At 58.3% G+C, this 25,495-nt stretch carries 21 protein-coding genes; 9 read left to right on the top strand and 12 right to left on the bottom strand.

Annotated elements, in window-relative coordinates; all coding sequences use genetic code 11:
* Nucleotides 1-53: 53 nt before the first annotated feature.
* The 5 genes from pth to AC2FF7_RS09890 all read right to left on the bottom strand — a co-directional run bounded on the left by pth (nt 54) and on the right by AC2FF7_RS09890 (nt 4,440).
* Entirely contained in the window at nt 54-731 is a 678-nt protein-coding gene (gene pth, locus AC2FF7_RS09910) for an aminoacyl-tRNA hydrolase (RefSeq protein ID WP_480866263.1), read from the bottom strand.
* Nucleotides 732-860: 129 nt separating this feature from the next.
* Nucleotides 861-1,508, bottom strand: coding sequence for a 50S ribosomal protein L25/general stress protein Ctc (locus tag AC2FF7_RS09905; protein WP_170354868.1), 648 nt, complete (start codon nt 1,506-1,508; stop codon nt 861-863).
* A 249-nt stretch (nt 1,509-1,757) separates the two neighbouring features.
* Nucleotides 1,758-2,924 carry an alpha-hydroxy acid oxidase gene (locus AC2FF7_RS09900; RefSeq protein WP_170354869.1) on the bottom strand — a complete coding sequence of 389 codons (1,167 nt, stop codon included), beginning with the start codon at nt 2,922-2,924 and terminating at the stop codon, nt 1,758-1,760.
* 160 nt (nt 2,925-3,084) lie between these two features.
* On the bottom strand, nt 3,085-3,876 hold the full coding sequence (gene trpA / locus AC2FF7_RS09895) for a tryptophan synthase subunit alpha (RefSeq protein ID WP_170753947.1): 792 nt from the start codon (nt 3,874-3,876) through the stop codon (nt 3,085-3,087).
* 78 nt (nt 3,877-3,954) lie between these two features.
* Complete coding sequence (locus tag AC2FF7_RS09890; RefSeq protein ID WP_480866261.1) at nt 3,955-4,440, bottom strand: acyloxyacyl hydrolase; 486 nt, start codon at nt 4,438-4,440, stop codon at nt 3,955-3,957.
* A gap of 193 nt (nt 4,441-4,633) precedes the next feature.
* Here AC2FF7_RS09890 and ychF point away from each other — a divergent pair, with 193 nt between their 5' ends.
* Nucleotides 4,634-5,731, top strand: a complete 1,098-nt coding sequence (ychF, locus tag AC2FF7_RS09885) for a redox-regulated ATPase YchF (protein WP_170354871.1) — start codon at nt 4,634-4,636, stop codon at nt 5,729-5,731.
* A 22-nt stretch (nt 5,732-5,753) separates the two neighbouring features.
* On the opposite strand, the gene AC2FF7_RS09880 is transcribed toward ychF, so the two are convergent.
* Nucleotides 5,754-6,110, bottom strand: a complete 357-nt coding sequence (locus AC2FF7_RS09880; RefSeq protein ID WP_480866259.1) for a YybH family protein — start codon at nt 6,108-6,110, stop codon at nt 5,754-5,756.
* A gap of 156 nt (nt 6,111-6,266) precedes the next feature.
* On the opposite strand from AC2FF7_RS09880, the gene AC2FF7_RS09875 reads away from it, so the two are divergent.
* From AC2FF7_RS09875 to AC2FF7_RS09855, 5 genes are all read left to right on the top strand, one after another.
* Nucleotides 6,267-7,148: a LysR family transcriptional regulator gene (locus tag AC2FF7_RS09875; RefSeq protein WP_170753949.1), complete on the top strand. Its 882-nt coding sequence runs from the start codon at nt 6,267-6,269 to the stop codon at nt 7,146-7,148.
* A gap of 85 nt (nt 7,149-7,233) precedes the next feature.
* Nucleotides 7,234-8,937 carry an NAD(P)H-dependent oxidoreductase subunit E gene (locus tag AC2FF7_RS09870; RefSeq protein ID WP_480866257.1) on the top strand — a complete coding sequence of 568 codons (1,704 nt, stop codon included), beginning with the start codon at nt 7,234-7,236 and terminating at the stop codon, nt 8,935-8,937.
* 14 nt (nt 8,938-8,951) lie between these two features.
* Nucleotides 8,952-11,735, top strand: a complete 2,784-nt coding sequence (fdhF, locus tag AC2FF7_RS09865; RefSeq protein ID WP_496905580.1) for a formate dehydrogenase subunit alpha — start codon at nt 8,952-8,954, stop codon at nt 11,733-11,735.
* A 111-nt stretch (nt 11,736-11,846) separates the two neighbouring features.
* Nucleotides 11,847-12,635, top strand: coding sequence for a cyclase family protein (locus AC2FF7_RS09860; RefSeq protein ID WP_496905579.1), 789 nt, complete (start codon nt 11,847-11,849; stop codon nt 12,633-12,635).
* Nucleotides 12,628-13,137 carry a thioesterase family protein gene (locus AC2FF7_RS09855; RefSeq protein WP_480866251.1) on the top strand — a complete coding sequence of 170 codons (510 nt, stop codon included), beginning with the start codon at nt 12,628-12,630 and terminating at the stop codon, nt 13,135-13,137. Before AC2FF7_RS09860 ends, AC2FF7_RS09855 begins: the two co-directional genes overlap by 8 nt.
* Here the strand turns inward: AC2FF7_RS09855 and AC2FF7_RS09850 are convergent.
* The 3 genes from AC2FF7_RS09850 to AC2FF7_RS09840 form a co-directional block, all read right to left on the bottom strand.
* On the bottom strand, nt 13,131-17,213 hold the full coding sequence (locus AC2FF7_RS09850; protein ID WP_496905578.1) for a translocation/assembly module TamB domain-containing protein: 4,083 nt from the start codon (nt 17,211-17,213) through the stop codon (nt 13,131-13,133). The genes AC2FF7_RS09855 and AC2FF7_RS09850 overlap by 7 nt on opposite strands.
* The gene (locus tag AC2FF7_RS09845) at nt 17,210-19,015 is read right to left on the bottom strand and encodes an autotransporter assembly complex protein TamA (protein WP_353390668.1); all 1,806 of its coding nucleotides are present in this window, start codon (nt 19,013-19,015) and stop codon (nt 17,210-17,212) included. Before AC2FF7_RS09845 ends, AC2FF7_RS09850 begins: the two co-directional genes overlap by 4 nt.
* 159 nt (nt 19,016-19,174) lie before the next feature.
* Nucleotides 19,175-20,398, bottom strand: coding sequence for a urate hydroxylase PuuD (locus AC2FF7_RS09840; RefSeq protein ID WP_496905577.1), 1,224 nt, complete (start codon nt 20,396-20,398; stop codon nt 19,175-19,177).
* A gap of 96 nt (nt 20,399-20,494) precedes the next feature.
* On the opposite strand from AC2FF7_RS09840, the gene AC2FF7_RS09835 reads away from it, so the two are divergent.
* Nucleotides 20,495-21,415 (top strand): LysR family transcriptional regulator, encoded by a 921-nt coding sequence (locus AC2FF7_RS09835; protein WP_170354880.1) that lies wholly within the window; start codon nt 20,495-20,497, stop codon nt 21,413-21,415.
* A gap of 200 nt (nt 21,416-21,615) precedes the next feature.
* Here the strand turns inward: AC2FF7_RS09835 and uraH are convergent, their stop codons facing one another.
* Entirely contained in the window at nt 21,616-21,972 is a 357-nt protein-coding gene (gene uraH, locus AC2FF7_RS09830) for a hydroxyisourate hydrolase (RefSeq protein ID WP_170354881.1), read from the bottom strand.
* A gap of 161 nt (nt 21,973-22,133) precedes the next feature.
* Here uraH and puuE point away from each other — a divergent pair, with 161 nt between their 5' ends.
* Nucleotides 22,134-23,552, top strand: coding sequence for an allantoinase PuuE (gene puuE, locus AC2FF7_RS09825; protein WP_496905576.1), 1,419 nt, complete (start codon nt 22,134-22,136; stop codon nt 23,550-23,552).
* Nucleotides 23,549-24,034 (top strand): ureidoglycolate lyase, encoded by a 486-nt coding sequence (locus tag AC2FF7_RS09820; RefSeq protein ID WP_480866242.1) that lies wholly within the window; start codon nt 23,549-23,551, stop codon nt 24,032-24,034. Before puuE ends, AC2FF7_RS09820 begins: the two co-directional genes overlap by 4 nt.
* A 9-nt stretch (nt 24,035-24,043) precedes the next feature.
* Here AC2FF7_RS09820 and AC2FF7_RS09815 read toward each other — a convergent pair whose 3' ends face one another.
* Nucleotides 24,044-25,030 carry a type I glyceraldehyde-3-phosphate dehydrogenase gene (locus AC2FF7_RS09815; protein ID WP_480866240.1) on the bottom strand — a complete coding sequence of 329 codons (987 nt, stop codon included), beginning with the start codon at nt 25,028-25,030 and terminating at the stop codon, nt 24,044-24,046.
* Between the two features lie 54 nt (nt 25,031-25,084).
* Nucleotides 25,085-25,408 (bottom strand): hypothetical protein, encoded by a 324-nt coding sequence (locus AC2FF7_RS09810; RefSeq protein WP_170354885.1) that lies wholly within the window; start codon nt 25,406-25,408, stop codon nt 25,085-25,087.
* Nucleotides 25,409-25,495 lie beyond the last annotated feature (87 nt).

The following is a 25,495-nucleotide window of genomic DNA, read 5'->3' as shown; positions in this document are numbered from 1 at the left end:
GACCGCGCCCCGATGCGATCTGCAATCGGGACGTTACGGCAAGACCTATGAGTCTATTTGAACTTATCCAGCAGTTTTTGCATGGCCGATCGTTCATCGACCTCGGGCTCAGGCGCGGGCTTTGGTGCCGATTGGGACGGTTGAGGCGTTTTTGACGATCTCGGTGGCGCAGTCCGTAGGGCAACCGCATTCATGAACTTGCCGCTTTCGTTATCGGCAAGATGCGCGGCCCCATCTGATACGCCGCGCAGCACGTCCTCCAGCCAGTCCGAGTCAGCCTTGGCAAAGTCGCCCAGAACGTAAGGAGAGACCATCTCTTTGCGCCCCGGATGCCCGATCCCTAGTCGCACACGATCATAGGCGGGGCTGATATGTTCGTGGATGGATCGCAGCCCATTGTGACCGGCGTGACCACCGCCCGCCTTGACCCGAACCTTACCGGGAGCGAGGTCAAGCTCATCATGAAAGACGGTCACATCAGTCGAGTCTAATTTGTAGAACCGCATCGCTTCGCCAACAGATTGACCCGAGCGGTTCATGAAAGTCTGCGGCTTGATCAACAGCACTTTTTCGCGACCCAGCCGCCCTTCGGCGATCTCGGCCTGAAACTTGGACTTCCAAGGGCCAAAGCTGTGATCTTGGGAGATCCTGTCTACAGCCATAAAGCCGATATTGTGGCGGTTGCGGGCATATTTCGCCCCCGGATTCCCCAAACCGACGAACAGCTTCATGATCTCGTCCCCGTTGCTTTGCACAAGGTTGATGGCACGGATCGCGACCGGTTTTCCACCCCAACCCTGCAAAAGAAAACGGGGCCCATCCGGACCCCGTTTCCAATCCAGTCACTCAAGCGTCTGGACTTATTCTTCTTCCTGACCGACGACTTCAACCTCGTCTGCGGCCACTTCTTCACCTTCTTCGTCGTCGCTGGTCGACAGACCGGTCGGTGCCGAGATGTTCGCGATCACGAAGTCACGGTCGATGGTGGGCTTGGTGCCTGCAGGTAGATCCACGGCCGAGATGGTGACAACATCGTTGATGTTCAGACCGGTCAGATCAATTGTGATCTTCTCGGGGATGTCACCGGCGGTGCAGACCAGCTCAACCTCAGGACGCACAACAGTCAGAACGCCACCCTTCTTGATGCCGGGGGCTGCTTCTTCGTTGACGAACTCAACGGGGATGAACAGCGCAATCTTGGTGGTCCGACGCAGGCGCATCAGGTCCAGGTGGGTCGGCAGGTCTTTGACAACGTCACGCTGAACGTCGCGGCAGATGACGCGGACGTCCTCGTGGCCTTCAACCTTCAGGTTCCACAGAGTGGACTTGAACCGGCCTGCTTTCAGACGCTTGAACAGTTCGTTGAACGGGATCTTGATTGCCAGTGGGTCTTTGTCGCCACCGAATACAACGCCCGGAACCATGCCTTCGCGGCGGGTCTGACGAGCGGCGCCCTTGCCTGTCCCCGTCCGTTCCAGAGCTACGAGATCAGGAATCTCTCCAGCCATGATAATTCTCCAAATGTTAGGGCGGGCATCCTCCAAGGCTGTATGCCCGCGTGAAGCCGCGTCCTTAGCTTGATTCATCTGTTTTGGAAAGGGGTTTTTACAGGTTCAACCATTTGCGAGGCTCTGCCTCGCGCTCCGAGGTATTTTCAGCCAGATGAAGTGCAGATCCCTTGCTTGATCTGGCCACAAATATCTCGGGGGAGTCGCCCGGAACGGGCGGCGCGGGGGCAGAGCCCCCTGACGCCCTGATCACTTGCGCCAACGTCCGCCGAAATCTTCGGGCACCAATAGATTGTGCCGGCCCAGGTCGGTGACTTTTCTTTCACCACACAGTGCCATGGTTGTGTCGAATTCCTTTTGGATGACGTCCAGCGCGGTGGTCACACCTTTTTGTCCCATCGCCCCCAGACCATAGACAAACGCTCGGCCGATATAGGTGCCTTGCGCACCCAGGGCCACTGCTTTCAAAACGTCCTGACCGGACCGGATGCCGCTGTCCAGATGGACCTCAATATCGCCTCCGACCGCGTCCATGATCTCGGGCAGAACACGGATCGAGCTGAGAGCACCGTCCAGTTGCCGTCCACCGTGATTGGATACCACGATGGCATCAGCCCCAAGTTTGGCCGCCATCCGGGCGTCGTCTGCATCCAGGATACCCTTGAGGATGACCTTGCCGCCCCATTGTTCCATCAGCTTTTCGACTTTTTTCCAGTCGAGGCTGGGGTCGAATTGTTCGGCCGTCCACGCGCCCAGCGACGACGCGTCCGAGATACCGTCCACATGGCCAACGATATTGCCGAATTCCCGCCGTTTGGCGCGCAGCATTTCGATCCCCCAGGACCATTTGGTCATCAGGTTCGCGATGGTTTTGGGGGTCAGCTTTGGCGGCGCGGACAGGCCGTTTTTCAGGTCCTTGTGGCGCTGCCCCAGGATCTGCAGGTCCAGCGTGATGACCAAAGCGGAACACTTGGCGTCTTTGGCCCGTTGGATCAGTCGGCTGACGTAATCCTGATCCTTCATGGTGTAAAGCTGGAACCAGAATGGTGCCGAAGTGTGTTCGGCTACATCTTCTATCGAATTGATGGACATGGTGGACAGAGTGAAAGGCACTCCGAAATCTTCGGCGGCTTTGGCGGCCTTCATCTCTCCGTCTGCGTGTTGCATACCGGTCAGACCAACCGGAGCCAGCGCGACTGGCATTGTCACATCCTGCCCGATCATTTTGGACGCAGTTGACCGCCCAGACATGTCAACAGCCACCCGTTGGCGTAGCCGAATATCTTCGAAATCCGAGCTGTTGTCGCGAAAGGTCTGTTCGGTCCAGCTTCCGCTTTCTGCGTAGTCATAGAACATGCGCGGGACACGCCGTTCATAGATGCGTTTGAGATCTTCAATATTCGTGATGACGGGCATGAGGTCAGCTTTCGAAGGATTGGTATAAATTGTTTACCAATACCCGACCCGCGTCGCAACGCTGCATTTGGTGTTGGTAGGTGATTGGATTGTTCAAAGAAAAACCGCAGCGGCATAGGCCAACTGCGGTTTCAAAGCGATTAAGTGGTCGCAAGCCGTCTCAGGCGGAATGTGCCCCATCTGAGAGCGTCTTGACGAAGTCGAGTACCTCGGCGACGGGCTGGCCCTTTGCGATCTGACTGACGATAGCCGAGCCGACCACTGCGCCGTCTGCCACGCTGGCGATGGCCTTCGATTTTTCGGGTGTATTGATCCCAAACCCAACGATGACCGGCAGGTCGGTTGCGGCCTTAATGCGGGCGACTTCGGGGCCGACATTAGTGGCTTGCGCCTCGGCCGCGCCGGTAATTCCGGTAATCGATACGTAATAGACAAAGCCCGAGGTGTTCTGCAGCACACGGGGCAGGCGTTTGTCATCGGTCGTCGGGGTGGCCAATCGGATGAAGTTTAATCCGGCGGCTTGCGCGGGCAGGCACAGCTCGTCATCTTCTTCTGGCGGAAGGTCGACAACGATCAAGCCATCGATGCCTGCGGACTTTGCGTCCTTCAGGAAGCTGTCGACGCCGCGGCTGTAAATCGGATTGTAGTATCCCATCAGAACGATCGGTGTCGTGTCGTCGGTTTCGCGAAAGCTGCGGGCCAAATCCAGCGTGCGCTGCAAGGTCATACCGCCATCCAACGCGCGTTGTCCGGCGGCCTGAATGGTTGGCCCGTCGGCCATTGGGTCGGTAAAGGGCAAGCCAAGCTCGATCACGTCGACGCCCGCTGCCGGAAGGCCCTTAACGATCTCAAGCGAGGTGTCGAAATCTGGATCTCCGGCCATGATATAGGCAACGAATGCCTTTTTACCTTCGGCCTTGAGGGCGGCGAATTTGGCGTCGATACGGGTCATCTGTGATCCTTGCATTCAGGTTTGATCCTGATGTGCAGAAACTTTGGCCGGAAATCAATCCCGACTGACCAGATTGACCTAGAACCCCAGGTGATAGCGTAGGAGCAGCGCATTCACGCCGGGGTTAAAGCTTTCGGTACTGGCGTTCGATTTGTGAGTGACTGCCAGCGAAATGGCGTTGCCGCTGTCCAAGGTATAGCCAAGACCCAGAAGGCTGCGAATCTGAAAGCCACCACCCAAGTCATTGTCGCCATTAGAGGCGTTAAAATAGCCTGGCATCACACTCAACTCAGCGAACCAGCGATCCGAAAAGGAATAGATGCCCACCAAACCTGCGCCGATATGCGTGTCTCCGTCGGTGTCGACGGTCAGCGCCGCACCCAGACCAGCGCTGAAGCGCGTTGCTTCGTGAAACGGACGGTGCTGGTATTCCAGTGAAAACACGCCCTGATCGTCGCCGTTGCCGTTAGAAAAATCCGCAAAACCCGCGCCAAAGATGACAGATTGGGCCTGTGCCGAGGTTGCAGCCACGAGCAAGGCGACAGAAGTAAGTAACGCTTTCATTGGGTTCTTCGTCAATTAATTGTGTGTGAATTCCTACTTGGGGACCATGACCCGCGCGGTTCAACTCACGCAAGTACAAATACCGTAACGGTTTAGTGAAGCTGCGGTGGCCATCTGCCGGTTGCACCGGTTGGGTTGCGCATTTTCCACAACCTGCCTAGAAGACGCCGTCACATCGCTTCAGGAGGCCGCAATGGGCTTTAAAATGGGAATCGTGGGTCTGCCGAATGTAGGCAAGTCGACTCTGTTCAACGCGCTGACCAAGACTGCCGCGGCACAAGCGGCGAATTTCCCGTTCTGCACCATCGAGCCGAATGTGGGCGACGTGGCCGTGCCGGACGAGCGTTTGGACAAGCTGGCGGCAATTGCGTCCTCGAAGCAAATCATCCCGACGCGCATGACCTTCGTGGACATCGCCGGTCTGGTGAAGGGGGCGTCAAAGGGCGAGGGGCTGGGCAATCAGTTTCTGGCCAATATCCGTGAAACCGACGCGATTGCCCATGTGCTGCGCTGTTTCGAAGACGGTGATGTGACCCATGTGGATGGCCGCGTTGACCCGGTGGCTGATGCTGACACGATCGAGACCGAACTGATGCTGGCCGATCTGGAAAGCATCGAAAAGCGCCGCGCCAATCTGGTGCGCAAGCTGAAGGGCAACGACAAAGAGGCGCAGCAACAAGACCGCCTGCTGGCCGAAGCGCAAGCTATGCTGGAAAGCGGTAAACCCGCGCGGCTGGTTGAGGTTACGGCCGAGGACGCCAAGGCGTGGAAGATGCTGCAACTGCTGACCACCAAACCGGTTCTGTATGTCTGCAACGTGTCCGAAGAAGAAGCCGCCGAGGGCAATGAATATTCCGCCAAGGTCGCTGAAATGGCTGCCGCGCAGGGCAATTCTCACGTCATCATCAGCGCCAAGATCGAAGAAGAGATTAGCCTGCTGGAAGCGGACGAAGCCGAAATGTTCTTGAGCGAGATGGGCCTGGAAGAACCCGGCCTCGACCGTCTAATCCGCGCGGGCTACGACCTGTTGAAACTGGAAACCTATTTCACCGTAGGCCCGAAAGAAGCCCGCGCCTGGACCATCCGCACCGGCACCGCGGCACCGCAGGCGGCTGGCGTGATCCATGGTGATTTCGAAAAGGGCTTCATTCGGGCCGAGACCATCGCCTATGACGACTACATCGCCGCCAATGGTGAGCAGGGCGCGAAAGAGGCGGGTAAAATGCGGGCTGAGGGCAAGGGTTACATCGTCAAGGATGGCGATGTGATGCACTTCTTGTTTAACAACTGAGCCCGTCTGGCAAACGTCTGTATCAGAGCTTTTCGTTCAGGCTGCAATGGCTGATCAGCCACCCGCCGTCAGGTTGCAGGTGCAAAACGTTAAGGGATGTCCCGTGACCGGTCGTCCCTTCACTAAAGTGGACAAGGCACCAGCCGATTTGACCGTCGATGCCGGCCTGAACAACCGTAACGATTTTGTCCTCACCACCTTCCTCAACCCATTCAGCATGGGTCGCTTCGATAGCCTTTCGACCGTTGGCTGCAGGACCGTAGGGCGAAAATAGTTGTGCGTTATCCAGGAAGAACGACGCGCAACCAGTTGCATCTTTTGACCGATAGCAATCAACATACCTGTCATACAATTTCTGAAAAACTTCTACAGCGGTCATCCGAAGCCTCTCCGTGTTGCCCTTGCCATGTATTAGAGGCGAGTTTCTTGAGTGAGACAAGAATGCGTTCAAAGGTATGCTCGCATGCAAACGGTGCTTTTCCCGCAGGTTAATACGGCTAAAGTGGTCGTCGGCCCGTTATTGGAAAACTCGAATATGATCGAAATCCGCGACCTCCAACTCCTTAGCGCCCTTGCGCGGCACCAGCATTTTGCCAAAGCGGCCGAGGAATGCGGGATTTCGCAGCCCGCCTTTTCCATGCGCATCCGCAACCTTGAGGACAGGCTTGGCGTCTCGATCGTCCGCCGTGCCAACCGGTTTCAGGGCCTCACCGAAGAAGGCGAGATGATCGTCCAGCGGGCGCGGCGTATTCTGGATGAGACCAAGGCGTTGGAACAGCAGGTGCAGGCGTCCAAGGGTGAGATCACGGGGACGCTGATCCTGGGCGTGATCCCCACCGCAATTGCCTTTACCGGACGTCTGATCAAACGGTTGCAGCAGGCCCACCCGCGCATCCTGTCGCGGATCGAAACCATGTCGGCCACCGCCATTCAGCACCGGTTGGATGAGGGCAGTCTGGATGCGGGCATCACCTATGGTGACAGCATCGGCACCGATCTGCGGCAGGTTCAGCCCCTGTACGAAGAAACCTATGTGCTGCTGGTTCCTGCGCATATGACTGATGAAACCGGGCCGATCCCGTGGGCGCAGGTGGCTGAGTTTCCGATCAGCCTGCTTGAGCCGCAGATGCAGAACCGGCGTATTCTGGACCGGATTTTCGCTGAACAGGGCCTGCACCCGCATGTGGTGGCCGAAACCAGCGGCTTCACCGCTTCGATGGTCATGGCGCGCGAGGGGTTGGCGGCCACGGTTGTTCCCCGCGTGCTGGTACGGGCGCTGGGCGAGTTGAAGGGGACGAAAGTGCTGCCTCTGGTCGATCCGGTCGTCAGCAAGCCGATTTGCCTCGCCACGCTCAGCCGTGATCCGGAATTGCCAACGGTTGAGGCGCTACGGGCGGTTGTCGCCTCCTTACGGTGATAAGGATTCGTTATCGTGCGATTGAAATATGCGATTTGACGATATGCTAGTCTGATGAGACACGGGGCCTTAATCGGAGGGCATCATGGCACCATTAGACACCAAGCCATCAGGCGCACCCAAGGGCGTCTGGAAGTCAGGTAAAGGCAAAGGGCGGCACACGCCCAAAGGCCGTCAGTTCACGGATGAGGCGCAGGCTAAAATCGCACGCCTGCTGGGCGACCGCCCGCGCCGCCGCGATCTGCTGATCGAATTCCTGCATTTGATTCAAGACGAACACGGCCATATCAGCGCCGACCACATCGCCGCTCTGGCGGTTGAGATGCGCATCGGTCAGGCCGAGATCTATGAGACCGCCACCTTTTATGCCCATTTCGATGTGGTGAAAGAGGATGAGACGCCTCCGCCCGCGCTGACCATCCGTGTCTGTGATTCCCTGTCCTGCGAAATGGCCGGTGCCCAGCAGCTGCAAAAGGCGCTGGAGGACGGTCTGGATGCGTCGGAGGTTCGCGTCGTGCGTGCGCCCTGCATGGGCCGCTGCGATACTGCGCCGGTGCTTGAGATCGGTCACAACCATATCGATCATGCGACCCCCGAAAAGGTGCAGGCTGCGATTGCGGCTGATGACACCCACGCGCATCTGCCCGACTACGAAGCCTTTGCTGCTTATGAGGCGAACGGCGGCTATGCCAAGCTGAAAGAGCTGCGCGACGGTGGCGATTGGGAACAAGTTCAGGAAGACATCCTGTCCTCGGGCCTGCGTGGTCTGGGCGGTGCGGGCTTCCCGTCGGGCAAAAAATGGGGCTTTGTTCGTATGAACGAAGGCACCCGCTATCTGGCCGTGAACGGCGACGAGGGCGAACCCGGCACGTTCAAAGACCGCTACTATCTGGAGCGCACGCCGCATGTCTTCCTTGAGGGCATGCTGATCGCCGCATGGGCGGTTGAGGCCGAGACCTGCTTTATCTACATGCGCGACGAATACCCAGCGGTTCTGGAAATTCTGCGCCGTGAGATTGCCGCGCTGGAACGGGCCGGGATCGTCGCGCCTGGCTATATCGACCTGCGCCGGGGGGCCGGTGCCTATATCTGCGGCGAAGAATCTGCGATGATTGAATCGATCGAGGGCAAAAAGGGCCTGCCGCGTCACCGTCCTCCGTTCGTGGCGCAGGTCGGCGTGTTTAACCGCCCGACGTTGGTGCACAATGTCGAGACGCTGTATTGGGTCACCAAGGTGTGTCGCGAGGGGCCGGAATGCCTCAACAGCACCGAAAAGAACGGCCGCAAGGGCCTGCGCAGCTATTCGGTCTCGGGGCGTGTGGCAAAGCCGGGCGTCTATCTACTGCCCGCCGGTTCGACCATTCTGGACGTGATCGAAGCGGCCGGAGGGATGGCCGAAGGTCAGACCTTCAAGGCCTACCAGCCGGGCGGTCCGTCTTCGGGGCTGTTGCCCGCATCTATGGATGACATTCCGCTGGACTTCGACACGCTGCAACCGCATGGCACCTTTATCGGCTCGGCCGCAGTGGTTGTCCTGTCCGATCAGGACACCGCCCGCGACGCGGCGCTGAATATGCTGCGGTTTTTCGAGGATGAAAGCTGCGGCCAGTGTACACCCTGCCGCGCTGGTTGCGAAAAGGCGGTCAAGCTGATGCAGGCCGACAAGTGGGACACCGATCTGCTGGAAGACCTGTGTCAGGTCATGGGCGATGCCTCGATCTGCGGTCTAGGGCAGGCTGCCCCGAACCCGATCCGCCTGGTCATGAAACACTTCGCTGACGAAATCTGAGGGGAGACAGAGCCATGCTAGACGCAAGCCCAAACAAGACCGTCACCTTCAACCTGAACGGCGAAGATGTCACCGTGCCCGAGGGTTGGACCATCTGGGAAGCCGCCAAAGGCCAAGGGTTCACCATTCCGCACCTGTGCCACAAACCGCAGCCGGGCTACAAACCCGACGGCAACTGCCGCGCCTGTATGGTCGAGGTGGAGGGCGAACGCACACTGGTCGCTTCGTGCATCCGACCCGCAGCGGATGGTATGGTAGTCAAGACAGACAGCGACCGCGCCGAGAAATCGCGCGCCATGGTCATGGAACTGCTGGTCGCTGACCAGCCGGAGGAGGCACATGACGCGTCCAGCCACTTCTGGGACATGGCCAAGCTGAATGATGTCAGCGACAGCCGGTTCCCGGCGAAAGAGGCCGAGAAAATCCCGCTGCTGGATGACAGCCACGTTGCGATGCGCGTCAATCTGGATGCCTGCATCAACTGCAATCTCTGCGTGCGCGCCTGCCGCGACGTGCAGGTGAACGATGTAATTGGCATGGCTGGTCGTGGCCACACAGCGCAGGTGGTTTTCGACCAGAACGACCCGATGGGCGATTCAACTTGTGTCGCCTGTGGTGAATGCGTTCAGGCTTGCCCGACCGGCGCGCTGATGCCTGCGACCGTGCTGGATGACCAGCAGAAGGGTGACAGCAAAGATTACGACTCTGAGACCGAAAGCGTCTGCCCGTTCTGCGGCGTGGGCTGTAAAGTTTCGCTGAAGGTCAAGGACGGCAAGGTCAAGTATGTCGAAGGCATCAACGGTCCGGCTAACGAAGGTCGCCTGTGCGTCAAAGGCCGGTTCGGCTTTGACTACATCCACCACCCGCACCGTTTGACCAAGCCGCTGATCCGGCGCGAGGACGCACCTGCCAAGGGCTTGAACGTCGATCCTTCGAACTTGTCGACCCATTTCCGCGAAGCGACCTGGGAAGAGGCGATGGATCTGGCCGCGACCAAGCTGAAGGAACTGCGCGACGATGATCCGCGCAATGTCGCTGGTTTTGGCTCGGCCAAGTGCACGAATGAAGAAGCCTATCTGTTCCAGAAGTTCATCCGTCAGGGTTTCCGCCACAACAACGTCGACCACTGCACCCGTCTGTGCCACGCGTCGTCGGTGGCCGCGCTGATTGAAAACGTTGGATCGGGTGCGGTTACGGCTGCGTTCAACGACATCAAAGACGCGGATGTGGCGATCATCATCGGGGCCAACCCTATCGAGAACCACCCGGTTGCCGCGACCTATTTCAAGCAGTTTACCAAACGCGGTGGCAAGCTGATCGTAATGGACCCGCGCGGTGTCGGGATGCGCAAGTTCGCCGATGAAATGCTGCAGTTCCGACCGGGAGCGGATGTGTCGATGCTGAACGCGATCATGAACGTGATCGTCGAAGAGGAGCTCTACGACAGCCAATACATCCATCGGTGGACCGAGAACTGGGAGGCTGAAAAAGAACACCTGCGCCAGTTCACGCCCGAAGCGATGGCTCCGATCTGCGGTATTGAACCGGATCAGATCCGCCGGGTGGCCCGTACCTTTGCACAGGCCAAGGCCGGCCTGATCTTCTGGGGCATGGGTGTCAGTCAGCATATCCATGGAACGGATAACTCGCGTTGTCTGATCAGCCTCGCGCTGATGACCGGGAATGTTGGTAAACCGGGCGCGGGTCTGCACCCGTTGCGTGGTCAGAACAACGTGCAGGGCGCCTCGGATGCTGGTCTGATCCCGATGTTCCTGCCGGACTATAAAACGGTCACAGACGACAACATCCGGGCGAAGTTCACCGATGTTTGGGGATCAGAGGATTTCTCGAACGAAAAGGGCCTGACGGTCACCGAAATCATCGACCAGATTTATGCCGGAAACATCAAGGGCATGTATATTTTGGGCGAAAATCCGGCCATGTCTGACCCGGATGTGAACCATGCCCGCGCAGCGCTGTCAAAGCTGGACCTGATGATCGTTCAGGACATCTTCCTGACCGAGACGGCAAACTACGCTGACATCATCCTGCCGGCCTCGGCGCTGTATGAAAAGAACGGCACCGTGTCGAACACCAACCGTCAGGTGCAGCGTGTGCGCCCGGCTGTCGCTCCTCCGGGTGAGGCGCGTGAAGACTGGGCGATCACTGTGGAATTGGCGCAGCGCATCGGTCTCAACTGGGATTACACCGATGTGTCTCAGGTCTTTGCTGAGATGAAGCTGACCATGGAGTCGCTGGACAACATCACGTGGGAACGTCTGGAAAACGAAACGATCACCTACCCGTCCCTGTCCGAAACCGATCCGGGTCAGTCCATCGTGTTCGGCGACGGATTCCCCCGGGCTGATGGCAAAGCCAAATTCACGCCCGCCAGCGTCATCCCGCCGGATGAGGCCCCAGATGCCGAATATCCGATGATCGCCACAACAGGTCGTCAGCTGGAACATTGGCACACCGGGTCGATGACCCGCCGGTCCAACGTTCTGGATGCCGTCGAGCCCGAGGCGAACTGTTCGATGAACCCGCGGACCCTCAAACTGATGGGGATTGAGCCGGGTGAGACGATCCGCCTGACCACCCGGCGCGGCTCGATCGACATTATGGTGCGCGCCGACCGGGCGATTGCCGAGGATATGGTGTTCATTCCGTTTGCCTATGTTGAGGCAGCAGCGAATATCCTGACCAACTCGGCCATCGACCCGTATGGCAAGATCCCCGAGTTCAAGTTCTCGGCCATCAGGGTTGAAAAGATCGAAGACGCCATCGCGGCGGAATAGCCGACCACCACTCATCTTGGAAAGGCGGCCCTTGCGGGTCGCCTTTTTCTTTTCTTGACAGAGATTTATTGACGGCCAAACCTGTCACCGCTTTTGGTGGTGGAGGGTTCCATGGCGCGCCGCTTTGTCGATTTGTCCGTTCCGCTGGAAACCGGGATCATATCCGACCCGCCGATCATGCTGCCTGAAATCGAATACCTGACCCATGAACAGACTGCAGAACAGGTCATGTCTTTCTTTCCCGGCCTGCAGAAGGACGATCTACCGGGCGGTGAGGGCTGGGCCATAGAACGTTTGCAGATCGCGACCCATAGCGGCACTCATCTGGATGCGCCGTACCATCATCACTCGACCATGAATCGAGGAGAACGCGCGATCACGATCGACGAGGTGCCGCTGGAATGGTGCATGAATCCCGGTGTGAAACTGGATTTCCGCCATTTTGATGATGGCTATGTGGTGACGGCCGCAGATGTTGAGGCTGAATTGAAACGCATCGGCCATACGTTGCGGCCATTGGACATCGTGGTCGTCAACACGTCCGCAGGCACGCATTATGGGCAACCTGATTATCTGATGAAAGGTTGCGGCATGGGCCGCGCAGCAACGCTGTATCTGACCGAGCGCGGTGTGCGCGTCACCGGCACCGACGCCTGGAGCTGGGATGCCCCTTTTGCCCTGACCGCTCAGGAATACGCCGAGACACAAGATGCCTCAATTATCTGGGAAGGCCACCGTGCTTCGATAGACATTGGGTATTGCCACATGGAAAAACTGACCAATCTGGAAAGCCTGCCGCCGACCGGTTTCGAAATCTCGTGTTTTCCGTTCAAGATCAAAGGCGCTTCGGCGGGATTCACGCGCGCCGTCGCCATATTTGAGGATGATGCAGATGACTGAACCATTGGGCGGCCATGATGGCCCCTATGACGCACCTGTCGAAATTCACGGATTCAAGGTTCTGCCGGAATGGATTGACTATAATGGCCACATGAATGTGGGCTATTACGGAGTGGCATTTGATATGGCGCTGGAACGGTTGATGGTTGATCATCTGGGACTGGGCGAAGTTCAGGTCGGCGCGTTGGGGCAGGGGCCTTACGTCCTGCAATCGCAAATGTCTTTCCTGCGCGAAGTTCTCGAAGGTCAGTCGTTGACCTTTCGCTTTCGCATGTTGAATGCCGATCACAAACGCGGGCACTATTTTGCCCAGATGCTTTCGGCTTCAGGCGAGGTGTGCGCTACACAAGAAGCGCTTTTCATGAATGTCAGCCATACAACAGGTCGATCTGTTGCGTATCCAGTTTGGGCTACAGCCCGGTTGGCGCGGATGGCGCGTGATCATGCAGAGCTTGAGCCGGCGCCTCAGATCGGTCAACCGATTGCGATCCGGCGTCAGTAATTGCGTTCAAAGAACACACCCAGCCCAGTCTCGCCCCGGCCATCGACAGTGCCCCGGACGGTGAAGTTATCGGTGACGTCAAGGTTCAGGTTCACTTCGGTGTCGCCTTCTGTGTTGACGGTGAAATCGGTGTAGAGGTTGTCGCTCAGGTAAGCGCCCGCGCCCAAGCGTCCCGCTCCGCCTTCCGTCGCGCCTATATCGACCGTGTCTACCCCTGTGCTGTCACGCAGCCCCTTGGTGGCATCACCACCTGCGCCGCTAAGTTGTGCCAGCGATGCCGCCATCTGGGCAATCACAAAGGGCGACAGTTCCGAGAACCGGTTGCCAAACAACAACATGGCCAGAGCCTCTTCGGCGGGGCGTTCCGGGTCAGAGAATACGTCGACTTCGGGTGAATCCAGCGGCCCGGCGATTTCGATCGTAGCAGTACCGTCCGAGGTGCTGGTTGAAGATTCGAACTCGATATACGGTGTGAGGTCGCCTTGCAGCGTTACGATACCCTTGGTCAACGCCAATCGACGCCCCAGAATATCAAAGTGACCGCGGATCAATTCTATCTGCCCTGACGGGATGACGGATGATGTGGTCCCGCCGATAAACAGCCGCCCACCCAGTTCCGCGTTCACGCCGCGACCGCGCACAAAGACCTCTTTCGGGGCCAGCAATGCGATATCCAAAGCAATGCGCGAGTCGCTTTGTGTGGTCTCTTCGTCCTTGACCAGACCGGCGCGTTCCCGTGTCAGCAGTTCTGCAGCACTTTCGCCAACATGCTGGATGTCGGGGATCGCCGCCGCCCCTACCGCGCCAGAGGCGGCTGCTAGGTTGATGTTTGTTTCAACGAAATTGATCTGCCCTGAAACCGAGCTGTTTCCTGCCAACGCTCCGGTCATGGCAATTTGTCCAGCCAGTGTGGTCTCATACAAAAGCTGGTCCGTCAGAACCAGGTTATTCAAAGTCGTTACGATATTCGCGTTGAAGGGCGGGGTCAGGTCAACCGGCCCGGCGACCGAGAACGATCCGCCGGCGCGGGTGCCGCCGGAAATGGAAACCGTTGCTCGGCTTCGCGACAGATCGACTGACCCGCTGATGCCAGTGATTGTTTGCGCGGCGCCCGGAATGGCCAGCGATGTGCCAGAGGTGGTGATCGACCCGCTAAGGGCATCAAGCGCTGGCTTGCCCTTAAGAGTAACGTCATACCGGGCAGTTCCGTCGATTTTATTGGGTGAAATGAACAGGTTGGCAATTCCTATGTTCAAACCGCCCACAGCCTTCAGATCCGCTTCACCCGTGCTTTCGTCAAACGTACCCGAAACGTCGCTGTTAATCTGCGCGGGGCCTTCGGCGCTGGTGTCGATGGTCCAGATGCCACTTTTGCGTTGCGCAGTACCCGTGGCAGCAATGGTGCCGGGGAAGTCGGGTGCAAATCGTTCAATGCGATTGAACTTGGCGTCAAATTCCACATCTGCGTCGCCGTCTGTTTCGACTGTCCCTTTGAGATTGGCATAAGAACTGTCAGGTCCGCTTAAATTTGCAGTTCCTCCCAACCCGGTCCGAGTTGGTGCCACGTTGCCTTCCAAAGTCAGGGGGCCAGACAGAGTCCGGGTCACACGGGCGACGTCGTCCAGTGTCACCGAGTAATCCAGCCCTCCGGCTTCGCGCGAGACCTTGCCCGAGGCGTTTGCAGAGATTGCCGTTCCTGTCAGTCGGAACGTGCGAACATCCAGACCCTCGTCTCCATTTTCAGCGTCTATGGTCAGGGTTGTACGCCCCTCAATCAGCTTGTCGAGCACCTCGATCCCGGCCCGAATGTTGTTGGCGTCCACGTTCCCTTGAACGTCAAAAGCGCGCGTGGCGAGGTCGCCGCTGCCCTGTAGGTTGGCGTTCACCGATCCGGCCAGATCTTGCCCGGCCAGTCCCGAAAAAAGCGACAGGTCAGGCACGGTCAAACGCGCCTGACCCTGGCCCGAGGGTTCTTCGGTCGGGTCATTTATCGTGGCCTGAACCTGCGCGCTCAGGGCTTGGGCGTTGATTGTTGCGCTTCGTATATCAATGGCATCTGCAGTCCGTGCACCATCCCACTGGATTGTGGTCTGACCGGTCAACAGGGGATCAATATCCGCCATGCCCGTTCGTATGTTCCGACCGACGACATTGGCGGTGCCGTCAAACTCCAACGTTTGTACTGTCCCCGTGCCGCTGACTTCTGCCCGTACTGAGCCCCCCAGCTCACGCTGCGCCAAGCCCGAGAACACCGACAAGTCCGCCGCATTTACCCGCGCTTGCCCGTCGATGGTCAGATTGCCATCGGGTGTGGTCACATCGCCGCTTGCCTGAGCCTGCGCAGCTTCGCTGTTCAGATCGAAGGCGCGGATGGTAATGCCGTCTGAATCACGTTTGGCATCCAGCGTGATTGTCGTTTCGCCAGTGATGACCGGGTCGATGTCGTCGCGCCCGGTTGACAGGTCGCTGCCCTCGACAGCCAGCTTGCCGTCAAAGCTGCCTTCCAGTGGCGATCCCGACCCATCAATTCTGGCCGAGACCCGCCCCCCAAGGTCCATCTGTGCGAGGTCCGAAAATCGGGCCAAGTCAGACGCTTCGAGCGTAGCTGAACCGTCCACGTTCAAACCGCTGTTCAGGCCATCGACCAAAGCATCCAGCGCAAGCGTATAATCCGATCCGACCAGTTCGAACCCCGATAGGTTCAGCGACTGATCACTGCCATAGTCAAACTGGCCGTCCAGCGTGATGCGTTGGCCGATGGCCGTGTTCAAAGCAGGATCAGTCAAATCAACACCGGTGACGCTGGCTTGAAGGTCGCCACTTACTGACAGGGTTTCGGCCTGATCCAGAACTCCTTGCGCCGTAATCCGGGCGTTTTGCAGGTTGGCTTGAGGGGATTTAAAGCCGTCCGCCGTCAGGCTCAGGTCCCAAAGGTTGCCGTTTTTCTGATCGAAAAGTGCGGAAATTTGTGCGGCCTGAAGGGATGTATCCCCGCCAGCCACAGGCAGGATCACAGCCTGACCGTCTGGAGGCGTGATACGTCCCTGCAAAGCCGCAAGTGCCAGTGTTCCACCTTGGGCCAGTTGCAACTCGCCCTTCAAGTCCAACGCTTGCGTGGTCAGTTCCAGGTCCGAGACATCCAGCGCCCCTTCGGGTTTGGTTTGGCCGTTTACGAAAAGTCGTGTCTGGGTGCCAAAGAACGGATCGATATCGGCTGATAGAAATGGGGTCAGATCACCACTGAGGTCGGTGGTAAACGCAATGCCTTCTGATGCACCTTCGGTGGCCGCGCGCAGGCGAACCTGACCGGTCACGCGTTGCTGGTTGTCGCTGCTCAGGCCGATATCGGCGCTGAAATCCGTCAGCGGGCCGGACCCTTTGGCGGATAATCCGATAGGTGGGCTGTCGGGAATGTTCAGGGCGGTAGAAATCAGACCGCCGGATGCTTCGGTCACATTCAGATCAAGGGTGATCTCGCTGGTGGCGTTCTGGAACCCGGCGGTCAGAGTGATTTCGTCGCCCGCGCGGTCCAGCCGGGTGATATCGAGATTGGTGTCCAACGTTCCGTCGGCCAGGGAAAGATTGCCGGTAACCGACAGGTCTGCGGCCACGCCTATCAACGGCTCGCCCAGGGAAATCTCGTCTATACGAATTTCGCCGATCTCGATGGAAACGGGCAGTTCAGGAAGTTGAAATGGCTGAGTTTCGGCAGAAGGTGCAGGTTCGTCCGGTGCGGTTGTCGCGCCGGGCGCGCGAGCGATGTCGATTTCCTGCGCTGTCAGCGCGTTAACCGAGAATCTGCCTCGGATCAGCGCCAGGCGGTTCCAGTCCAGTTGCGCGTCCTTGATGGTCAACCAGACGCCTTCATCATCCGCGACTGTGATTTCCTCGATGGTGGCGCGCGCGCTCAGGGCGCCTTGCAGACCCTTGACCGTAACGTTCTGATTGTCACCCGACAGCGTATCTTGCAGGAAATTCTCAAGTATACTGCCACCGCTGTCTTCCTGCGCGGCCAGAGGAGGGGCATAGAGGACCAGCGTGGCGGTCAGGACTGTATATGAATATCGCCTTATCAAAATGCCTGTCCGATCCCGATGTAGAACTGCAGTCCATCGCCGGTGTCGCCCTGAACGGGAACGGCGAGGTCAAGACGCAATGGGCCAAAGCCACCCAAATCGTATCTGACGCCTAGACCTGCGCCAGAATGGGACGCCGCGGCGCTGGTGACGAATGAGGACGAATCCACCACGCCGTAATCATAGAACCCGACCAGCGAAATCGCATCGTTTATCTTGCCCCTGACTTCTCCGGAGAGGCCAAGGAAGGATTTGCCGCCGGCAATTTCGTCTCCGACCGGAATGCCGAGGCTTTCGAACGGTTGCCCACGTACGGTGCCGGCGCCACCGGAAAAAAACAGGAAGTCTGGGGTAACTGCGTTCAGTGACGGCCCCAGGACTGAACCCGCTTGCACCCGCCCAGCAAGTACAATGCGCCCGCCAGTTCCCAGGCTGGTATAGGTGCGCGCGTCAGCAAAGAACCTGATGCCGGTCTCAGTTTCTGAAATTCCCAGAAAGGGCATGATCTGTGCGTCCAGATAAAACCCTTTCGTCGCACTGACCTTGCTGTCGCGCTGATCCCACTCGGTGCGGGTGGGGACAATAAAGTATCGGAACTTGCGCCCGTCGCCGAACGCGTCATCCGCGTCGGACCATTGAAACCCGGCCGAAGCTTCGGCGTATAGCCGATCCGAGAAAGTACGTCGCGCACCATACGCCAGCGATGTTATAGTAACGTTGTAATTGTCGGTGTTGCGGCGTTCCAGCAGGGCGTTCCAGAACGTGTTGTCATCTGGTCCCAGCCGATCTGGCTGGTCCAGTCGAAGACCGATGCGCCCGTCCAGATCCTCGGCGCCGCCGATATTGCGCAGCGCTGCTTCGAACCGCAGCCGTTCTGCCCGCCGAAACACGTTGCGATGGGTCCAGGTTGCGGTCAGATCGATCCCATCCCGAGAGGCGATCTCGAATCCGAAAGTCAGGCGGCGTTTGGGCAGATCTTCGAAATAGGCGTCGAAATCCAGCGTGCCATCAGGGTTCGGGGTCTCGCGTTCTTCAAGCGCGACAACGTTAAAAGTTCCGGTCCTGCGCAGACGGGTCCCGACCTTTTGGATGTCCTCGGGGGAATAAACCTCGCCCTCTGGGAAACCTGCAATCTTTTCGATCGACGAGTGTTTCACATCCGTATCGCCCGAGATGATCATTTTCCCGAACGTCAAGCGCGGCCCCGGAGCCAGATCAATCTGAGCGTCCAACTGGGCCTGCGCGTGTCGGGCGATGACTCTTTGACCTTGAATATCGGCTTTGGCATGGCCTGCATTGCGCCAGCCTTGGACCCCTGCGGAACCGGCACGCTGAATCGCCCCGGTGGTGGCCAGTTCGCCGATCGCGAATTCTTCGGGCAGGACGGTCTGTGGGGCCAAAGGCTGTACGATCGCTTCACCAAACCGGAACTTAGGTCCGGTCTGCACAGTGATGGCGGCGCGGTTGATCTGCGTCGGTACGCTCAGGGAACTCAGTTCGGCCGCTTCCTGACCGTCCAGCTTGATGCTGACGACCGGGCTGAAATACCCCTCGTCGTATAGAATCTGAACAATGGTCCGATAATCCGACAACGCGGCCGATAAAATTTCCAGTGGTGTGCCCAGTCCGCGCGACTCGGCGGTGGCAACGGATGAGGTCTCTTCAAGACGCTCGATCAGAGCTTTGGGCGCGCCTGGAGCGGTCAGAGTTGTCTCTAGCGCAATTAGCGAAGTGGGCAGAACCGCAGCCAGCAGGCCAAACAGGCAAGTTCTCACACAAGCGCGCGGTCCGGTCTTCTGCATCAATTGGCCTCAACTGCCCCAAGTTGAAATCAGTTTTCGCCGTCATGGAAGAAGCGGCGCGTCATGACATTCATGTTAGAGCATTCATCGCCGGTCAGGGGGAAAAATAATCGAAACAGACCAGAAATTAGCGGGTTGTGTGATCAGAGAGTCGCTGGATCAGGACCCCACACTGCGGAACCAGCGAATGATGGCTTCGCGATCTTCGGGTTCCATATAAGTGACGTTGGCCGGAGGCATGGCGTGGCTGACACCAGCCTGCAAGTAGATTTGCCTGGCGTTGCGGGCAATGTCGCCTTCGGTTTCAAGCAAAACGCCCTTCGGAGCCCATTGGATACCCTCCCAGACCGGTTCGCGCGCGTGGCACATAGAGCATCTTCCCAGAACGACGTCATGTGCCTCCTCAAAACCCTCTGCCGCGGCGAATTTCTGTTCATATCGCGTAAGGGGTTGCGCTTCGGCATCTTCCACAGGTTTGTACATCGGCGCAGTCGACAGCCACATGATCCCAATGAAAAGCAGCGCTGTGGCCAGCCATGTCCACGTCGGGTTTCCGGCGCGTGCGTGGCGCGTGTTGAAATAGTGCCGGATGGTAACGCCCATCAGGAAAACCAACGCCGCAATGATCCAGTTATATTGAGTCGCAAAGGCCAGCGGGTAATGGTTCGACAGCATCAGAAATACAACAGGAAGCGTCAGGTAGTTGTTGTGCGTCGACCGCAGCTTGGCGATCTTGCCGTATTTCGGGTCCGGCGTTCGGCCATTCTTCAGATCATCGACCACGATGCGCTGGTTGGGCATGATGATGAAGAACACATTCGCTGTCATGATCGTTGCGGTGAACGCCCCCAGATGCAGCATCATCGCGCGGCCCGTGAAAATCTGGTTGTATGCCCAGCCCATCGCCACCAGCAGCGCGAACAACAGCACCATCAGCAGGGTGGGACGCTGCCCCAGCTTGGATTTGCATAAAAAGTCATAGATCAGCCAACCCACAGTCAGCGAAGCCGCCGAAATCGCAATGCCCTGCCACAGCGCCAGATTGGCCTTTTGCGCATCAATCAGATACAGCTCTCCGCCGACCCAATAGACGATCATCAGCAGCGCCGCGCCGCTCAGCCAGGTGGCATAGCTTTCCCATTTGAACCAGGTCAGGTGATCGGGCATCCGCTCGGGCGCGACCAGATACTTCTGGATGTGATAGAAGCCGCCGCCATGTACCTGCCACTCCTCACCATCTGCCGGGCCTGAAATGTCGCGGTTCAGGCCAAGGTCCAGTGCGATGAAGTAAAAAGACGATCCGATCCAGGCAATGGCGGTGATCACGTGCAACCAGCGCACGGCGAATGCCATCCAATCCCAGAACACGGCAAATTCGAACATGTGGGGTCTCTCCGATTGGTTAGGGCCACACTAGGCAAACCGCTTTTTATTCGGTATTCCCGTATATTGCCAAACTGTATCAAAAAAAACGATAAGATGTCCTATCTCGACAATATCCGAACCTTCGTCCGCGTCTATGATTTAGGCAGTATGTCTGCAGCTGGTCGGGATTTGCGTATTTCCCCAGCGGTGACTTCGGCGCGGATATCGCAACTTGAAGATCACCTAGGCGTGCGCCTGTTCCAGCGCACCACACGCAACCTTTCCCCAACCGAGCAGGGCCGGGCGTTCTATCCAGGCGCAGTGGCCGTTCTTGACGCAGTGGATGAAGCCGAGGCGCAGGTGGTGCATCTGACCGAAGCACCGCGCGGGTCGCTTTTCGTTGCTGCTCCGTTAGGGGTGGGGCGGCGATTGTTGGCCCCGCATGTGCCTGATTTCCTGTCAGAATACCCCGAGATTGACGTTCGGCTGCGTTTAACGGATCGATCGGTTGACCTGACGACTGAAGGCTTGGATCTGGCGTTCTTTATTGGTCAGCCCGAAGACAGCACATTGCGTATCCGCAAGATCGCAGACTGCCCGCGTGTTCTGTGCGCCGCGCCGGAATATGTCTCTCGACGGGGGATGCCGCGCACCGGTGCTGATCTTGTTTCGGACAAACATGAATGCCTGAACCTGCGGTTTCCGGGCGCGACCGAGTTCCAGTGGCTGCTGGAAACGCAAGACGGTCCTCGGCGGTTTGCGGTTTCCGGACGGTTCGAATGCGACGATGGCGACGTTCTGACGGATTGGGCCTTGTCTGGGCAGGGTATTGCAATGAAACCGGTGTTCGAAGTCGCCGAACACCTGAAATCAGGTCAACTTGTTCCAGTTGCGGTCGAGACGCCCCCGGTCGCGGTGCAAATGGCCTGCCTGTACACGCATAGGCGCCATCAGGACCCGAAGGCACGTCTGTTTATGGATTTTATGATCGCGAGAATTGGTAAGATCGTCAACGCGTTGGGCGAAGGGGGTTGATTGGGGCTCCCGCCACTGTTCGCGCCCTTCGGGCGCTGCACAGCGTTGGGCCCGGCGCTGCGGCATGGCCGCAGCGTGGGAACGCCCTTGAGTTGCGGAACGCCTAGATCAGGAGAAACCGCGCCGTACCTGAAAGGTGCGGCGCCTGGCCCAACGGGAGGAACCCGGCAGGGTGATCGACGGGCGGGAGGGGCCCTGCGTTAACTGCCGCGATAGGTCGAATAGCCAAAAGGTGAAAGCAGCAGCGGTACGTGATAGTGCGCATCAGGATCTGACATGCCGAAACGTATTGGGATCTTGTCCAGAAACAGCGGATCTTCTGCCGATTGCCCCGTTGTGCGCAGATAATCGCCAGCGTCAAACACCAATTCGTATGTACCGATCGCAAAGGCGTCCTTTGGCAAAATGGGACTATCCGTTCGGCCATCAGCGTTTGTTGTCATCTGGGCGAGGATATGGCGCGCCTCACCCGCTACGCTGTAGAGCGTGATGTTCAACCCTTGGGCCGGACAGCCGCGCGCGGTGTCCAGAACGTGCGTTGTCAGATAGCCTGCCACGGCATTCTCCTGTGATCTGCAATTTGCTTTGCCACAGTCTGGCGCAAAGTTCTAAAATATGGAAATGCCAAAAGAACCGGAAACTGCATTCGGATTAGTTTGATAATCATCCGGCTGTTTCTGGGCTATGGCTGAGGACAAACAAAAGAACGGACACCCATATGCAGCCCCCTCGTTATCCTCGCGACATGATCGGATACGGTTTGACACCGCCCGACGCTCAATGGCCCGACGGTGCCAAGATCGCGGTTCAAATCGTGCTGAATTACGAAGAAGGCGGGGAAAACAACATACTTCACGGCGATGCGGCCTCCGAAGCTTTTCTGTCTGAAATCGTCGGGGCCGCGCAATGGCCGGGTCAGCGGCATTGGAACATGGAGTCGATTTACGAATACGGCGCACGCGCCGGGTTCTGGCGGTTGCACCGGCTTATGAAAGACCTGCCAATTACGGTCTATGGTGTCGCGACCGCGCTGGCCCGGTCCCCAGACCAAGTTGATGCAATGAAGTCTGCGGGATGGGAGATCGCCAGCCACGGTCTGAAATGGGTTGAGCACAAGGATATGCCCGAAGCAGAGGAACGCGCCCAGATTACCGAAGCGATCCGCCTGCATACCGAAGTCGTCGGCCATCGTCCGCGCGGCTGGTACACGGGGCGCTGTTCCGAGAATACGGTTCGATTGGTCGCTGAAGAGGGCGGGTTTGACTATGTCGCTGACACCTATGCGGATGATCTTCCCTACTGGGTCAACGCAGGCGAAAGGGATCAGCTGATCGTTCCATATACCTTGGATTGCAACGACATGCGCTTTGCCACCCCACAGGGTTTTAACGCGGGCGACCAGTTTTATTCCTATCTCAAGGACAGTTTCGACGCGCTCTATGCCGAAGGCCAAGAGGGCGCGCCCAAGATGTTGTCAATCGGGCTGCATTGCAGGCTGATCGGGCGTCCCGGCCGGGTTATGGCGTTGAAACGGTTTCTAGACTATGCGCAGAGTTTTGAGGACGTATGGTTCGCCACCCGCTTGCAAATCGCACAGCATTGGGCCGCACATCACCCGCCGAGCCGCCATCGGAAACCGTCCCAGATGGACCGCGCAACATTCGTCGGCACTTATGGCGGCATCTTTGAACATTCGGCCTGGATTGCCGAGCGCGCGTTCCAGCTAGAGCTTGGCCCGGCTAATGACACTGCGGGTGGATTGCACAATGCGCTGACGCGTATGTTCCGGTCTGCCTCGGATCACGAAAGACTTAGCGTTCTGACCGCGCACCCGGATTTGGCCGGCAAACTGGCGCAGGCGAAACGTCTGACACAGGAAAGCACGTCTGAACAGGCATCAGCCGGGTTGGATGCGTTGACAGACGCCGAGCGCGCGGCGTTTACGGACCTGAATACTCGTTACACCGAGAGGTTTGGGTTCCCTTTCATCATCGCGGTGCGGGATCACGACAAAGCCTCGATCCTGCAGGCGTTTCAGCGGCGGATTGAGCAGGATCGCGAAACGGAATTCCGCGAGGCCTGCCGTCAGGTTGAACGCATTGCCGAGTTTCGGCTGCGGGACATTCTTCCGTCATGATGCAGATCGTCGCCCGTCCGCTGACCGCTCAAGCCTTTGCGCCGTACGGAGACGTGATTGAGGCTGCGGGTCAGCCAGACAAAATCATAAACCAGGGACAATGCGGCCGTTTCCATGACCGTGCCCAGATGGATTTCGCTGACGGACGCGCGGGTATCAGCCTGTTTAACGCCAATCCGCGCGCTTTCCCCTATGTGTTGGATATGGTCGAGCGGCATCCCGAAGGCAGCCAAGCCTTTATACCGATGACACATCAACCGTTTCTGGTCGTGGTCGCACCAGATGCCAATGGAATGCCCGGCCAGCCCGTTGCCTTCCTGACGTCACCCGGTCAGGCCGTAAACTATCATAGGGGCACTTGGCATGGCGTTTTAACGCCGCTGCATGGTCCGGGCCTGTTCGCGGTTGTTGACCGCATCGGTGCCGGGGCGAACCTTGAAGAACACTGGTTCGACACGCCCTATGAAATTGTCGCCCGCTGACGTCGCCAATCAGCGGCCAACCATCAGTTGGGCGACATCCAGCATCCGGGCCGAGAAACCCCATTCGTTGTCGTACCAGCCAAAGACGCGGACCTGATGTTCGCCGATCTGCCGCGTCTCTGGGCCTGCGATGACAAGCGACTCGGGGCGGGTCCGCAAATCGGACGAAACCAAGGGCTCGTCCGTCCAACCCAGAACAGGAGATTGCGCAACGGCCTGACGCAGGTTGGCCTCGAACAAATCCGCAGACACTGGGTGTTCAAGCGTCACGATCAGGTCAACCGCCGAGACGCTGGCCGTGGGAACCCGCACCGCCGCGCCCGAGACGCGACCGGCCAGATGAGGCAAAACCTCGTCAATCAGGTGCATGGCACTGGTGGTGGTGGGAACCATCGAAAGTGCGCCCGCGCGAGATCGGGCCAGATCTCCGCGCGGTGCGTCCACCATTGGCTGGCTGTTCGTATAACAGTGGATGGTCGTCATGTGGCCCGATACCAGGCCACCGATCTCATCCAGAACCTTGACTAAAGGCGCCAGACCGTTCGTCGTGCACGAGGCGTTCGACACGATGCTCGCATCGCCCAGCTGGTCTTCGTTTGCGCCCAGTACTACGGTAACCTCGGTCGCCGGAGACGGGCCGGAAATCAGCACTCTCCCCGCACCCGCCGTCAGGCCCTGGCTGGCGACATCTGATGTGCGTGCAACGCCCGTGCAGTCCATCAGGACATCGACGCCGGTCAGATCCACACGAGACAAATCCGCACTGTGGGTCACTGGTATCGCCATCCCGTCGACGATCAATTCGTCAGCAGAGTGTTTAACATCGCCCGCATAGGGACCGAATGTGCTGTCGTATTTGAACAGGTAGGTGCAGGTTTCCAGCGGTGCAATGTCGTTGATCAGCACCAGTTGGATACCACTGTCCTGCGGCATGGCCAGAAGCTGCCGCAGGATCGTGCGGCCGATCCGGCCGAATCCGTTAATCGCAAGTTTCATGCGCAAGCTATGGCAGCGGGCTGCGCTGACCTCAATGCCCGTTTCGCCTTGGGGTCAGTTGCAACTGACCTGCGAAAAGAACTGGCCCGAGATATTCTGGTACATGCTGCCTCGGATGGGGGTGCACCCGGTGGCCTGCTGGATCGCTGCGATGGCCTGAAGGGTGCGCAGGCGCGGCGGCGGCCCAAAAGGGTTGAGGTTGTTGTTGTCCCGCGTCGCGCGATACACGACCGGAGCATCCGAGACCTGCGTGATCGCCCAGGTCCGGCTGAAGACCGAAACCGATTTGGTCGGTTCCTTGGCGACCACAGGGGTCGCGTTAATAGCCGTAAGGCCGATGACGGCGGCCAGCGCCAACATTGATCCACGCAGTACCATTGAACAATCTCCAGTGCTAAAAACTGCGGGTATTTCATCAGATTCAACCGGTCCTGTGAAGCCCCGAGCCCAAGAAACCCACCGGAA

The sequence above is a fragment of the Ruegeria sp. YTSC325 genome (assembly GCF_059609525.1).
This window is presented reverse-complemented; position numbering and strand designations above follow the sequence as displayed.